The following is a 13,819-nucleotide window of genomic DNA, read 5'->3' as shown; positions in this document are numbered from 1 at the left end:
AAAAAGCATTGCAGGGGATGAGAAATAGTATTCCTGCAAAACAATGGGATGAAAATTTAAATTTTCTCAAACAGTTAAGAAATAAAATTGCAGAATTACCAGTTTGTAAACATCCTGCAATTGAAATGTTAAATCATGGTTATCTAGATAAGGATACTTTAACTCATATTCATTTAGAATATCGTCATGCAATTGTACAGATTTTTACTGATGCTTTATTACAAGCGCAGTTCCAAACAAAACAACTGGAACCAAAACTCCATTCTGGAGCTAAAATGTTTCCACGGGTATTATTAAGTTTAAATGTACTTGATGAATTCGGTTTTAGACCAGGATTAGGTAAAGATGATTATTATTTGGGGAATCCTGAATATGCTCATTATCCATTGTATGAAGATTTACTTAATGATTATGGTCTAACGGAAGATGATCGTCGTAATTATAAAGCTTCACAAGCGGCAGATCAGGTCCGTTCATTCTTAGAATCTTCTTATGATAGTTATATCAATGTAGTTGCATTGTTAGCAGTTGCCGAAGAAGAGGTTATTCTTTTTAGCCCTCCATTACGTCAAGCGACCAAATTTGTGAATATCGATGTTGAAGGTGGCGGATATTACCATGTACATGGTGTATCTACGGATGAGACGTCTGAAGCCGCTGATGATGACCATCAGGATGACCTTTGGTTTACCTTAGCGCAAGCAATTACCAAAGATGACTATGAAGGCTTAACTAAGCTATGTATTGATTATTGTGCTTTATGGAATGAGTTCTGGAATGTACAAATTGCCGATGTGAAATTTATTGAAGAAAAGAAACTGGCATAAGATATTCTGCTAAGTCCTAAGAAAGCCCATCCACAATCGGATGGGCTTTTTTGATTGTAAAATCTCTAATGAGAGAAGTTGTATTCTCAAAAAATGTTCAAAAATCTTATGAGTGACTGATGGCATATCAACAATCATTAAACAGTTCTATAAATCTGCTACAATTACGCCAATTTTTATTTTGATCGACTTTAGGTCTTTGGCACTGCAATCTCCGCAGTAGGTGTATTTCATGAGTTTTAAAGATGAGTTAGCGGCACAGGTTGCTCAACGCCGCACATTTGCCATCATTTCCCACCCCGATGCCGGTAAAACCACCATGACAGAGAAATTACTGTTATGGGGTAAAGCAATTCAGGTTGCAGGGATGGTAAAAAGCCGTAAATCTGACCGCGCAGCTACATCTGACTGGATGGAAATGGAAAAAGAGCGTGGAATTTCTATTACCACGTCTGTTATGCAGTTCCCTTATAAAGGTCATACCATTAACTTACTCGATACACCGGGGCATGAAGATTTCTCGGAAGATACTTATCGTACCTTAACCGCAGTTGACTCTGCGTTAATGGTAATTGATGGTGCAAAAGGTGTCGAAGAACGTACCATCAAATTGATGGAAGTTTGTCGTATGCGTGACACGCCTATCATTTCATTTGTAAACAAGATGGACCGTGAAATTCGTGAGCCACTTGAGTTACTTGATGAAATTGAAAATGTTCTTAATATTCGCTGTGTACCGATTACATGGCCATTAGGAATGGGACGTGATTTTGCTGGTGTATACAACATTATTGAAAATAAATTGTATGTCTACAAAGCAGGCTTTGGCTCAACCATTACAGATATTGAAGTACGTGATGGATATGATCATGCTGATGTTCGTGAAAAAGTAGGTGATTTGGCTTGGGCATCTTTTGAAGAGTCGCTTGAGCTTGTGCAAATGGCAAATGAGCCATTAGACCGTGACTTATTCTTACAAGGTAAACAAACGCCAGTTCTATTTGGTACGGCATTAGGTAACTTTGGTGTTGACCATGTACTAGATGCTTTCATGGGATGGGCACCTGAACCTAAAGCACATCCTACACAAGAGCGTGTAGTTGAAGCGAAAGAAGAAGGTTTCTCTGGTTTTGTATTTAAAATTCAAGCCAACATGGATCCGAAACACCGTGACCGTATTGCCTTTATGCGTATTTGCTCTGGTAAATATGAAAAAGGTTTAAAGATGAACCACGTGCGTCTTGGTAAAGATGTCCGCATTAGTGATGCTTTGACATTCCTTGCTGGTGAGCGTGAACATTTAGAAGAAGCATGGCCAGGCGATATTATTGGTTTACATAACCATGGCACGATTCAAATTGGTGATACTTTTACTAGTGGCGAAAATTTACACTTCACGGGTATTCCTCACTTTGCGCCAGAGATGTTCCGTCGTGTGCGTTTACGAGACCCATTAAAGTCAAAACAATTGCAAAAAGGTTTGAAAGAGTTGTCTGAAGAAGGGGCGACTCAGGTATTTATGCCACAAATTAGCAATGACTTGATTGTGGGTGCGGTAGGTGTGCTTCAGTTTGACGTGGTTGCTTATCGTTTGAAAGAAGAATATAAGGTTGACTGTGTTTATGAGCCTGTAAGCGTTAACACGGTTCGTTGGATTCACTGTGATGACGAAAAAATTCTGAATGAATTTAAGAAGAAAGCACATGACCAACTTTCTATCGATGGCGGCGGACATTTAACATATCTTGCACCAAGCCGAGTAAACTTGCAGATTATGCAAGAGCGTTGGCCTGATATTCAGTTCCGTAACACACGTGAACACTGATCATTTTAATGTGACAAACAGCTTCGAATAGAAGCTGTTTTGTTTTGAAAAATAAGAAAGGATGATGAAATGAAGTTGAGTAAAAAGGCAATTATTGCGCTTGTGGTTGCAGTCATAACATTAATTTCTGCTATTTCTATTTTTGTCTGGAAAAGCTCTCAGTCTTCGTCATCTTCTCAAACAAAACTGGCTTCTACCAAAACTCAAAATATTGAGAAAGCTGAAGTACTGCCATTCCTTAACTTACAACAAGTAAAAGCTGATTATGCTTTGCCATTTTGTGAGAAGAAAAACTGTATTGATGTCGATATTCAAACAATAAAGACTCAAGATGCATGGCTAAATGAATGGATCGCCAAAAGTCAGGCTAAAGTGATCCAAGACCAAATTGATTTGAAAAAAGACTTAAGTTTGCAGCAAGCCATTAATGCCTATGTTAAAAAGTCTGATGAATGGCAAGATAAATATTCAAAGAATCGGGCTTATGAATTACATCTTCATACGCGTATTGCATCGCAGCGTAACCAATATGTTTTATTGCAATTAGGACTTGATACCAAGCAAGAAGAGCTCACGATTAAAGATCGTTATTACTTTTTCGTGGCTGACCGAAAACTGCATAAAAGCTTAGCTTTGTTAGATGTTTTACAAAAAAATCAACAAACTACTGTGCATCAAATGGTGCAGGTGGCCTATCAAGACTGGTTAAAAAAGCAGACTGCTGACATAAAGAAAGAAGCACCAAAAACTCTATATTGGGGGCAGGCAGATTGGTTCTTTGATGGTGAAGGTGTTGGCTTACATTATCAGGCAAACCAGATTACTAAAGAAGCTCCACAGCTCGATATTTATTTATCTAAAGAGCAAACTAAAAAAATATTACAACCCGAGGTTTATGAACAAATGTTTTAAGATGGTAGCAGAATTTGCAACCTCTATTTATATGCGCTAATTTCTTAGAAAAGGCACTGCGTAATCTCCTTAGAATAAAAGGCAAAATATGATGTTATCTTCTAAAGTTTCACTGCGATTAACTTTGCTTGCTTCGGCTATATTTTTGGTGGCATGCCAACCTAAAGCCGATCCTAAGGATTCTCAAGAACAGCAGAAACCAGCAGTCGAAGAGCAAAAGCCAGTAGAGCTGACTCTGAAGGGTGAAACAATTCCGAGTAAAGTTGCTTTACCTGATTGTGATGGTAAAACTTGTCCCGAATTTACAGTTGAGCGTTTACAGAGTAATTTTCCATTTATTGATAAAATTGTAGATCAGCAAATTTTAAAGACTCTAGGTCAAATTTTAGAGATTGCTGAACCCGATACTAAAGTGAAGCAACCAGATCAAAAAACAGAAGCTTCAGCAGTTGCGGGTGCAGAGCAAAAAAATAGCTTTGATGCACAGGTTCAACGTTATGCAAATTCATTTATTGGTCTGGACAATGAGTTAAAAGCTTTAAGTAGTAGTCATCAAATTAATCTTTTAGTTAAACCTAAGATTTTGCAGGCTCAAGGTAAAGTGGTCACTGTTGTACTTAATAGCAGTAGCTATTTAGGTGGTGCTCATGGTTCTGCTGCACAGCATTACTATAATTTTGATTTAAAAGAACAAAAGCAGATCAAGCTTGAAGACTTGTTGCGTCCACAGCAAAAGGCAGCATTAGAGAAGTTGGCGCATGAAGCTTTTAAGACTTGGGTTACAGACTCTAAACTGGCTGATAATGTCGGTGATTATGAACAAGCTTGGCCATTTAAATTATCTGATAACTTCTTATTGGGTGAACAAGGTTTAATTCTTCAATATGGTGAATATGAAATTGGACCATATGTGGTGGGATTACCTCGATTAGTCATTCCATATGACCAATTACAGGAAGTCTTAAAAAAAGAATATTTGCCTCAGCCTAAGTCGCAACCAGCTTCAACACCTGTTGCAAAAAGTGGAAGCTAATGCGTCTGTTTGATACACATACGCATTTTGATGTTGCCGATTTTGATGAAGATCGGCAGCAGTTAGCGCTTAATGCCAAAAAAGTGGGCGTAGATGCATTAGTCTTAATTGGTTTTGTGCAGTCACGCTTTGACGAATTGGTGCAAACCCATCATCAGTTAAATAACTGGGAAAATGTACCGACTTCATATTTAGCACCCGGCTTACATCCGTTTTATATTGAGCAACATCAACCAGAACATCTTTCTCATCTTGAGCAAATTTTGCAGAAAGAAGAATGTGTGGCAGTAGGTGAAATTGGTTTAGATACTTTCTTAAAAGAGCATAAGCACCCTGATATCTATGCGAAGCAAAAACAATATTTTGCTGATCAGTTAGAGCTGGCAACCCAATATCAAAAACCAGTGCTTCTCCATATTAGAAAAGCACATGGCGATGTACTCGCAATATTAAAAGCTCAGAAATTTAAACTGGGTGGAATTGCCCATGCTTTTAGTGGTGGCATAGAAGAAGCGAAAGGCTTAATTAAACTTGGGTTTAAAATTGGTGTGACTGGGCAAATTACTAATCCGAATGCAAAAAAACTTCATACGGTTGTGCAGGCTATAGGTGCAGAGCACTTGGTGATTGAAACGGATTGTCCCGATATGACCCCACTTTGTTGCCAAACCTCAACTGAAGAGCGTACCCGTAATACCCCAGTTAATTTGCCTTATGTTTTGCAAAGTTTGGCAGAAAACTTAAACATATCAGAGTCGGATTTGGCCGTACAGCTTTGGGAAAACTCGCTCTCGGCGTTGAAATTATCGTAATAAAAATCAAAGATTAGAAATATTAACTAAAACAAAACACAGCGATTAGAAAAGAAGCTTAAAGTAAGAAAACAACATGTAAAAACGTGAAAAATAACATTGCCAGACATGGGAGGATAACCCAATGGCTAAGTATAGCAATATCAATAGTTTTAATGCTTTACAGACGCTAACAGTAGGTTCCAGCAATTATCAGATTTTTAGCTTAGCCCAAGCAGAGAAAACGCTAGGGGATATTGCCAAACTACCGAAATCTTTAAAAGTATTATTGGAAAACTTATTACGGTTTGAAGACCAACTTAGTGTTAAAACTGAACACATCTATGCTTTAGCAGAATGGCTAAAAACCCGTAGCTCAGATCAGGAAATTCAATATCGACCTGCGCGGGTTTTAATGCAAGATTTTACGGGTGTGCCAGCAGTGGTTGATTTGGCAGCAATGCGAGCAGCCATGGCTCAAGCTGGTGGAGACCCAGAGAAGATTAACCCCTTATCTCCAGTCGATTTGGTGATTGACCACTCGGTGATGGTTGACTATTTTGCCGATGATCAGGCTTTTGAAGAAAACGTACATATTGAAATGCAGCGTAATGGCGAACGATATCAATTTCTACGTTGGGGACAGTCTGCATTTAATAATTTTAGTGTAGTGCCGCCGGGTACGGGGATTTGTCATCAGGTCAATTTAGAATATTTGGCCCAAGCAGTGTGGCTGGGAGAAGATGAAGGCAAAACTTTTGCATTTCCTGACACTTTAGTGGGAACAGATTCACATACGACCATGATTAATGGCTTGGGTGTTTTAGGTTGGGGCGTTGGCGGTATTGAGGCTGAAGCAGCAATGTTGGGCCAACCCATCTCTATGCTTATTCCTGAAGTCATCGGTTTTAAACTTACAGGAAAATTACCAGAAGGTATTACAGCAACAGACTTGGTACTCACCATTACTCAAATGCTTCGTCAAAAGGGTGTGGTGGGTAAATTTGTAGAATTCTATGGAGATGGTCTGACAGATTTGCCTCTTGCTGACCGTGCAACCATTGCCAATATGGCACCAGAATATGGTGCAACCTGTGGTTTCTTTCCAATAGATGAAGTGACTATAGGATATCTGAAACTGACAGGGCGTCATGAAGACCGTATTGAGCTTGTTGAAGCCTATAGTAAAGCTCAAGGTTTATGGCGAAATGCTGGTGATGAACCTGTTTTTACAGATACTTTAAGTTTAGACATGACCACGGTGCAAGCAAGTTTGGCTGGACCAAAACGCCCGCAAGATCGAGTGCTGTTATCAGAAGTGCCTAAAACCTTTAATGCGCTTATGGAGTTAACACTAAAACCAGCAAAAGAAGCAAAAGAACGTCTAGAAAATGAAGGTGGTGGTACTGCTGTAGAGGCAAAAAAAGCAAATATTCAACATGAAAGTCCATCTTGTGTGATTGAAGGGCAGGAATACCCGTTAAATCATGGTGATGTCGTAATTTCAGCCATTACCTCTTGTACCAATACCTCTAACCCAAGCGTGATGTTAGCGGCGGGTCTGCTTGCCAAAAAAGCCATTGAAAAAGGCTTACAACGAAAACCGTGGGTGAAAAGCTCTCTTGCACCGGGTTCGAAGGTGGTGACGGATTATCTACTGGCTGCTGGGCTTACGCCGTATTTAGATGAGTTAGGCTATAATTTAGTGGGATATGGTTGTACAACCTGTATTGGTAACTCAGGCCCACTACCTGAACCAGTTGAAGAAGCAATTCAATGCCATGATTTAAATGTTGCATCTGTACTTTCTGGTAACCGTAACTTTGAAGGACGTGTGCATCCATTAGTTAAAACAAACTGGCTTGCTTCACCACCTCTTGTAGTGGCTTATGGTTTAGTTGGGAATATTCGTACCGACTTGACCACACAGCCTCTTGGTGAGGGCAAAGATGGGCAACCTGTTTACTTAAAAGATATTTGGCCAAGTCAGGCAGAAATTGATACTGCCTTACAGAAAGTAAATACGGACATGTTTCATAAAGAATATGCTGCTGTGTTTGATGGTGATGAAAGTTGGCAAGCGATTCAAATTCCAAAAACTAAAACTTACGAGTGGGCGGATGACTCGACTTATATTCGTCATCCACCATTCTTTGAAGGAATTGGAGAGCCACCAAAACCAATTAAAAATATTGAACAAGCACGTATTTTGGCAGTGTTGGGCGACTCGGTAACGACTGATCATATTTCACCAGCAGGGAATATCAAAAAAGACAGTCCAGCAGGTCGATATTTACAAGAGCAAGGTGTTGAGCCAAAAGACTTTAACTCTTATGGTTCTCGACGTGGTAATCACGAAGTCATGATGCGAGGTACCTTTGCCAACATTCGTATTAAAAACGAGATGCTTGGTGGCGAAGAGGGCGGTAATACTATTCATGTGCCAAGTGGTGAAAAGCTTGCTATTTATGATGCAGCGATGCTTTATCAACAAGAAAACACACCACTTGTGATTATTGCTGGTAAAGAATATGGAACAGGTTCTTCACGTGACTGGGCTGCAAAAGGAACAAACTTATTAGGCGTGAAAGCAGTGATTGCCGAGAGTTTTGAGCGTATTCATCGTTCAAACCTAGTCGGTATGGGAGTGTTGCCATTACAGTTTGTTGATGGGCAAACTCGTCAATCTCTTAACTTAACGGGTCATGAAGTGATATCAATCCGTGGTTTGTCTGATGGCGTTCAGCCTCATCAAATTCTTGAGGTTGATGTAAAAGGGCCAAATGGAGTCGCCAGCCACTTTAATGTGTTATGTCGAATTGATACGTTAAATGAGGTTGAGTACTTTAAGGCGGGTGGTATTTTGCATTATGTACTGCGGAATTTGATTGCTGGTTAATGTTATTTTGAGATTAATACCCATCAATATTTGTATTGGTTGGTATTGGAAGAATTATCACAGCAGAGTCTTATTGTAAAAAATTCTTATGGTAGTAGCTCATAACCCTACTTTTGTTTCGGCAAAAGTAGGCAAAACCTGAGACGCGAATAGCAAAGATTAATAATCTTTGCCGTGTCGTAAAGCGAAAGCTGTGCTTGAGTGGAGCTACGCACTTTGTTTGTCTTGCGTTCGGAGCAAACAGTGTTTGCTTGACCCTCACTCAGGCTGTGAATGGCTTTGGCACCAATCAGATAGCTATCTAGTACAAAGTAGCTATCTAGTACAAAGTAGCAATTTGGTTTTGAAAAGCAGTAAAATAGCCACCGTGTTTTATATCCCCCAAGAGTAGCAATGACCGATCTTCAACAAGATGAATATGACCGCCGTTTTGCAGGTGTAGCGAAAGTTTATGGTGATTCATCGTTCCAACACTATGAAAAAAGTCATGTGATGGTGATTGGTATTGGTGGTGTTGGCAGTTGGGCGGCTGAAGCTTTGGCACGTACGGGTATTGGCGAGATTACACTGGTAGATATGGATGTAGTTGCAGCATCAAATGTAAACCGTCAGTTACCTGCAATGACATCAACTCTAGGCTGTGAAAAAGTTGAGATTATGGCGGAGCGTTGTCGCCAAATTAACCCACGTATTAAAGTCAATATTATTGATGACTTCTTAACACCTGAGAATGTCACAGCGCTGTTAAATCCTGTACCCGATATTATTTTGGACTGTATTGATGACGTTAAAGCGAAATTGGCTTTGATGCTTCATTGTCGTTTTAATAAGATTCCGTTGATTGTGTCAGGTGGAGCAGGTGGTAAGCTTGATCCGCTTAAAATCCGCGTGGCTGATTTATCAAAAACAGAACAAGACCCAATGTTAGCGAAGCTACGTAGTCAACTTCGTGCTCGTGGTATTTGTAAAAAACCAAAAGAGAAATTTGGCATTACTTGTGTTTATTCAATCGATAACCCATTCTCAAATGCCGATGTTTGTCCTTCGGCTGGTTTGCGTTGTGGTGGCTATGGTTCAGCCGTAGTTGTGACTTCAAGTTTTGCCATGATTGCAGTAGCTGAAGTTTTGAAGAAACTCGATTTAAAGAAAGCTTAATTTAAATATAAAAAAGGCATGCTCTTATGTTGGAGGGCATACCTTTTGTTTTTGAGAAAAACTATTTAATCATATAACTCTATTGTGTCTTGTTTCTCTTGTGTTGGAAGTTGCTGATCATAAAATTTAAAACACCATAAAATTAGAACAACGATAGTGAAGATGGTGAAACCTTTTAAATACTTCATGAAGAATTCAATCAAGTGAATGGTCTTAATAAAATTCTAGCGAAGCTAATCTATCTAATCTAATATAGAAAATAGACCTTATGATCTAATTTTGAGATGGAAATGCTCACATTAAAACAATTCCAATATTTCATAAAAATTGTAGAAGAAGGGAGCTTTACTGCTGCTTCAGAAAAGCTTTTTATTGCTCAGTCTGCTTTAAGTCGGCAAATTAAACTATTAGAAGAAGAGATTGATTTTCAATTATTTGACCGTACTGACAAAAAAGTAAAACTCACGGCAGCAGGAGAGGTCTTCTATAAGAAAATAAAAGATAATCTGCACTACTTAAATGAAATTATTGGACTTTCTAAAAATATTGCAGAAGGGAAAAACCGCCAGATTAAAATTGCTCATTCAAGCAGTATTGTTATGGACCATAAAAAGGTTCAAATATTAAAAGAAATGAGCTTAACGCAGCAGCTTAGTTTTGAACTGAATACCTTGTCATCCGAACAACAGATTTTAGCTTTGATGAATGGTGAAATTGATATTGGTTTGATTAGACCACCTGTTCGTCACACTTTAGATGATCTGAATATTCTTAAGCTATATGAAGAACCTTTAATGGTGGCTGTACATGTTGATCACGCTAAGTTTGCAAATCAACAAGAGATTCAAGTTAGAGACTTAAAGGATGAGTATTTCGTTTCTACCCCACATTCTAAACGAGGTGGTTTAAGCTATTTTGTTTCAAACCTATGCTTGGCTGCTGGGTTTACGCCTCAGAAAGCTGCGATTCAGTCACGTAAGATTTCACAATTACAGCTTGTGGCTGCAAATTTAGGGGTAAGTATTGTGCCTGAAGAGTTTCAGCAAATTTTGCCTGCCAATGTAAAGTTGTTACCTTTGACAGATCATCTATTCTTTTCAGAGGTCGTTTTAGTCTATAGAAAAGAGAACGATGAAATTATTCAGCGTTGTGCCGAACTCATTCATCAAGCATTTCAATCTTAGAAAATTGATTAAGCGGCTAATCTATAGTAGGTGTAAGTAACGCTATCATCTTTATAGACATCATAGCTATTTTGTTTGAAATCAGAGACCCATTCACTTCCTGTATATCCAGCAATATGTCCATAAACATGGTTACGGGTTCTGTGAATGATATAGATGTCGCCTTCTTGTGGTTCATCAAAGGCTGGATTAATTTCCTTATAGCCAATCTTTTTGAGAGTGTCACCCCAGTCTGAAGCTGCGATTGGGTGGTTTTCGACATTGGCACCAGCAGATTCTAGTGCAAGGCGGATACTTCGTGCGCAACGCGCTTTACTACGTCTAGAGGTAACACTTTCTAATTTAGCTACGAATCTATCAACATCTATAGCGGGAGTACTGGAGGTTTCTGTCTGATGACTGTTGGGTTTCATGGTGAAAGGATAAGGAAGGCTTGGGGTGCTGTGGGATACAACAATAGCTGCCTGATTTGAATCCTGATACATATAATTATCAGCTACTTGTCCGTCATAAATAATCATCGTGAAATCTCTACCGTACTATCTATATCCATATTTAAAAAATCACCACCTACCTGTGGCGTTCAGAGATACTAATAGGCGTACCTTAAAAGTTTTGTTTATGTTATGTAATAACGTATCTTTTTTCCAGAGATGCCTGCTTCGGAGTGAAAAGATGCTTATCAAAAGAGTGATTAAAAATAGTGAAATTTAAATTATTGATATCATTATAAAAAAATAATTAACCAGAGCTTAAATTTGAATATTTTGCTTCAACATTTGCGAATATACTCAAAATCTAAGTCTCTGATTTAAAATGCCACATTTTCTTACAATTTAAGAAGCCATCACATGCTTAAGCCTGATGTTCTTTTAAATATTCCTCAGTACGAATTAAAGCTGCTTGCATGTTGCTAATAGCCTGTTCAACATCACCTAAAGTTTTTGCATTTCCGCCACTTAGCGCCTGACGCCATTTACGCGCACCAGGTAAATTCTGGAATAAACCCAAAATATGACGTGTAATGATGGAGAGTGGAGCACCTTCAGCCATACGCTGTTCAATATAAGGTAGCATTTGTTCCATAATCTCGAATCGATCTGGAGCTTCCAAATTCCAAAGCTGACCCATTTCCGCGAGTAAGTACGGATTATGATAGGCTTCACGGCCAATCATGACACCATCAACATGCTGTAAATGTGTTTTAGTTTCAGCAAACGTTTTAATGCCGCCGTTAATTTCAATGGTGAGATGTGGGCGCTCTTGTTTTAAACGATAGACATCTTCATAGCGTAAAGGTGGAACTTCACGATTCTCTTTCGGTGATAGGCCTTTCAATAGAGCAATACGGGCATGCACTACAAAATGAGTGCAACCTGTTGCAGCCACAGTATCTACGAAATGCAGCATCTCTTCGTAAGAGTGCATGTCATCAATCCCGATACGGTGTTTCACCGTTACTGGAATGTTTACTGCTTTTTGCATAGTGTGAATGCATTCTGCAACCAAATCTGGTTCTGCCATTAAGCAAGCACCGATTTTATTGTTCTGTACACGATCACTTGGGCAGCCTACATTGAGGTTGACTTCATCGTAACCCCAGTCTTCGGCCATTTTTGTGCAGGTTGCAAGCTCTTGGGGATTTGAACCGCCAAGTTGTAATACGATAGGGTGTTCTTGTGCGCTGTAGTCCAAATGACGTTTTGCATCGCCAAAAAGAATCGCACCTGTAGTCACCATTTCTGTGTAGAGCACAACATTTGGGTTAAACAAGCGTGCAAAGAATCGATAATCCTTTGTAGTCCAGTCCATCATGGGGGCGACAGAAATACGAGGTTGTAACGATTGAAGTGATTGCATAACCAATAGCCCAAAAGTCGCTAAATTAATGAAAGGGCAGCATTATACGAGGTTTATGCTTGAATCGACAGGGGCATTTGACCGAGTAATTTATAGCCACCCTTATGTTAAATATAGGAAGATGATTTATAACAAGTTACCTTATTGGGAAGCCATTTTCTTTTTTTGTAAGATCGTATCGAACATACTAAATAAAATACAAAGAACAACTAACCCAATACCAGCAAGGCAAGTCATGGTCCATCCACCACGGTTCCACGCAAAAATTCCTAATGCTGAACCTCCTGCGCCTCCAATAAAGTAAGTGGTCATATAGATGGCATTAATACGAGATTTAGCATCTGGTCGTAAACGGAAAATAATGCTTTGGTTGCTCGTGTGTACGAGTGCTAGTGCTAACTGAATTAAAGCAAATCCAGCAATATAACTCGCAAGCAAAGTTTGTCCATAATAAAAGCAGAGCCAGCTTAACAGGAATAAACCACAGCCCATCCATGTGAGGAGAGTGGTACGTCCCTGATCGGCATATTTACCAATGTAACGTGTTGATAAGGCACCAAAGATACCGACTAAAGGTACTAGTCCAATAAAGAGATCAGGTAAATGATGTGCTGAGGTAAGGAGTAATGCGATGGTGGAATACAGAATACTGACTGATGCAAATGCAAAGCCACCTGTAAGGGCTCTTATTAATAAACGCTTTTCCTCTTTTAGAAGCTGAGCCATAGAACCAAAGATCTGTCCATAGTTCATTTTCATACGCAAGACATAAGGCAAGCGACTTTTTAAGGTGTATGCCAGTAGTAACATTAATATGCCACTTACCACATAGACGACTTTCCAGTGGAATAAGTTAGAGAATAAACCCGCTAGACTGGTAGAGAGTAAAATCCCAACCAATAAACCACTCATTAAAAAACCAATGATCTCGCCAGTTTTTTCAGGTTTTACAGTCATTGTGGCAAGTGGAATAAGCACTTGAGCAGCAACCGAAAACAAGCCCGCTAAAATTGTACCAATCCATAGCATAGGCAAGTTCACAGCAAAAGCAGAAGTAAATAGGCCAATTGCACAAAGCACCATTAAAAATGGAATAGCCTTGGCTTTATTGACGATATCACCCATCGGAACAATAAAGAGCAGTCCGAGGGCATAAGACACCTGAGCAAATGTAACGGTCAATGCGGCTTGTGCTTGAGTAACAGCAAAGTCTTGTTGAATCGAATGAATAAGGGGCTGACAATAATAGTTCACACCTGCACACAAACCACATGCTGCTGCCATCAACCAAAGCAATGGTTTATTCTGACTGATATCTTCAGGGGTAGACATG

The 13,819-nt window shown here is 39.3% G+C and carries 12 protein-coding genes; 8 read left to right on the top strand and 4 right to left on the bottom strand.

From position 1 onward, the window contains the following. The 7 genes from NL42_RS04625 to NL42_RS04595 form a co-directional block, all read left to right on the top strand. On the top strand, nucleotides 1-827 hold an 827-nt coding region (locus NL42_RS04625), incomplete at its 5' end, for a hypothetical protein (RefSeq protein ID WP_461311918.1). Between the two features lie 232 nt (nucleotides 828-1,059). After that, nucleotides 1,060-2,652, top strand: coding sequence for a peptide chain release factor 3 (locus NL42_RS04620; protein WP_461311917.1), 1,593 nt, complete (start codon nucleotides 1,060-1,062; stop codon nucleotides 2,650-2,652). Between the two features lie 69 nt (nucleotides 2,653-2,721). Further along, the gene (locus NL42_RS04615) at nucleotides 2,722-3,564 is read left to right on the top strand and encodes a hypothetical protein (RefSeq protein ID WP_461311916.1); all 843 of its coding nucleotides are present in this window, start codon (nucleotides 2,722-2,724) and stop codon (nucleotides 3,562-3,564) included. Nucleotides 3,565-3,655: 91 nt separating this feature from the next. Beyond that, nucleotides 3,656-4,597 carry an RsiV family protein gene (locus NL42_RS04610; protein ID WP_461311922.1) on the top strand — a complete coding sequence of 314 codons (942 nt, stop codon included), beginning with the start codon at nucleotides 3,656-3,658 and terminating at the stop codon, nucleotides 4,595-4,597. Next, entirely contained in the window at nucleotides 4,597-5,409 is an 813-nt protein-coding gene (locus NL42_RS04605) for a TatD family hydrolase (RefSeq protein ID WP_461311915.1), read from the top strand. Before NL42_RS04610 ends, NL42_RS04605 begins: the two co-directional genes overlap by 1 nt. 124 nt (nucleotides 5,410-5,533) lie before the next feature. Continuing rightward, a complete protein-coding gene (gene acnA / locus NL42_RS04600) occupies nucleotides 5,534-8,287 on the top strand; it encodes an aconitate hydratase AcnA (RefSeq protein ID WP_461311914.1) in 2,754 nt (917 codons plus the stop codon). A 393-nt stretch (nucleotides 8,288-8,680) separates the two neighbouring features. After that, nucleotides 8,681-9,442 carry a tRNA threonylcarbamoyladenosine dehydratase gene (locus NL42_RS04595; protein WP_461311913.1) on the top strand — a complete coding sequence of 254 codons (762 nt, stop codon included), beginning with the start codon at nucleotides 8,681-8,683 and terminating at the stop codon, nucleotides 9,440-9,442. Nucleotides 9,443-9,507: 65 nt separating this feature from the next. On the opposite strand, the gene NL42_RS04590 is transcribed toward NL42_RS04595, so the two are convergent. Beyond that, the gene (locus NL42_RS04590; protein ID WP_461311912.1) at nucleotides 9,508-9,630 is read right to left on the bottom strand and encodes a hypothetical protein; all 123 of its coding nucleotides are present in this window, start codon (nucleotides 9,628-9,630) and stop codon (nucleotides 9,508-9,510) included. 96 nt (nucleotides 9,631-9,726) lie between these two features. Between NL42_RS04590 and NL42_RS04585 the strand changes: the two genes are divergently transcribed. Further along, complete coding sequence (locus tag NL42_RS04585; protein WP_461311911.1) at nucleotides 9,727-10,626, top strand: LysR family transcriptional regulator; 900 nt, start codon at nucleotides 9,727-9,729, stop codon at nucleotides 10,624-10,626. An 8-nt stretch (nucleotides 10,627-10,634) separates the two neighbouring features. On the opposite strand, the gene NL42_RS04580 is transcribed toward NL42_RS04585, so the two are convergent. The 3 genes from NL42_RS04580 to NL42_RS04570 all read right to left on the bottom strand — a co-directional run bounded on the left by NL42_RS04580 (nucleotide 10,635) and on the right by NL42_RS04570 (nucleotide 13,818). Next, entirely contained in the window at nucleotides 10,635-11,147 is a 513-nt protein-coding gene (locus NL42_RS04580; protein WP_461311910.1) for a hypothetical protein, read from the bottom strand. A gap of 334 nt (nucleotides 11,148-11,481) precedes the next feature. Beyond that, a complete protein-coding gene (gene dusA / locus NL42_RS04575) occupies nucleotides 11,482-12,486 on the bottom strand; it encodes a tRNA dihydrouridine(20/20a) synthase DusA (protein WP_461311909.1) in 1,005 nt (334 codons plus the stop codon). Nucleotides 12,487-12,627: 141 nt separating this feature from the next. After that, nucleotides 12,628-13,818: an MFS transporter gene (locus NL42_RS04570; RefSeq protein ID WP_461311908.1), complete on the bottom strand. Its 1,191-nt coding sequence runs from the start codon at nucleotides 13,816-13,818 to the stop codon at nucleotides 12,628-12,630. Nucleotide 13,819 lies beyond the last annotated feature (1 nt).

This window comes from Acinetobacter sp. GN11 (assembly GCF_054823985.1).
This window is presented reverse-complemented; position numbering and strand designations above follow the sequence as displayed.

Excerpts from the sequence above, each read along its gene's own strand:
- NL42_RS04620 (WP_461311917.1), top strand. The coding sequence starts at position 1,060 with ATGAGTTTTAAAGATGAGTTAGCGGCACAGGTTGCTCAACGCCGCACA.
- NL42_RS04615 (WP_461311916.1), top strand. The coding sequence starts at position 2,722 with ATGAAGTTGAGTAAAAAGGCAATTATTGCGCTTGTGGTTGCAGTCATA.
- NL42_RS04610 (WP_461311922.1), top strand. The coding sequence starts at position 3,656 with ATGTTATCTTCTAAAGTTTCACTGCGATTAACTTTGCTTGCTTCGGCT.
- NL42_RS04605 (WP_461311915.1), top strand. The coding sequence starts at position 4,597 with ATGCGTCTGTTTGATACACATACGCATTTTGATGTTGCCGATTTTGAT.
- acnA (WP_461311914.1), top strand. The coding sequence starts at position 5,534 with ATGGCTAAGTATAGCAATATCAATAGTTTTAATGCTTTACAGACGCTA.
- NL42_RS04595 (WP_461311913.1), top strand. The coding sequence starts at position 8,681 with ATGACCGATCTTCAACAAGATGAATATGACCGCCGTTTTGCAGGTGTA.
- NL42_RS04590 (WP_461311912.1), bottom strand. The coding sequence starts at position 9,630 with ATGAAGTATTTAAAAGGTTTCACCATCTTCACTATCGTTGTTCTAATT.
- NL42_RS04585 (WP_461311911.1), top strand. The coding sequence starts at position 9,727 with ATGGAAATGCTCACATTAAAACAATTCCAATATTTCATAAAAATTGTA.
- NL42_RS04580 (WP_461311910.1), bottom strand. The coding sequence starts at position 11,147 with ATGATTATTTATGACGGACAAGTAGCTGATAATTATATGTATCAGGAT.
- dusA (WP_461311909.1), bottom strand. The coding sequence starts at position 12,486 with ATGCAATCACTTCAATCGTTACAACCTCGTATTTCTGTCGCCCCCATG.
- NL42_RS04570 (WP_461311908.1), bottom strand. The coding sequence starts at position 13,818 with ATGTCTACCCCTGAAGATATCAGTCAGAATAAACCATTGCTTTGGTTG.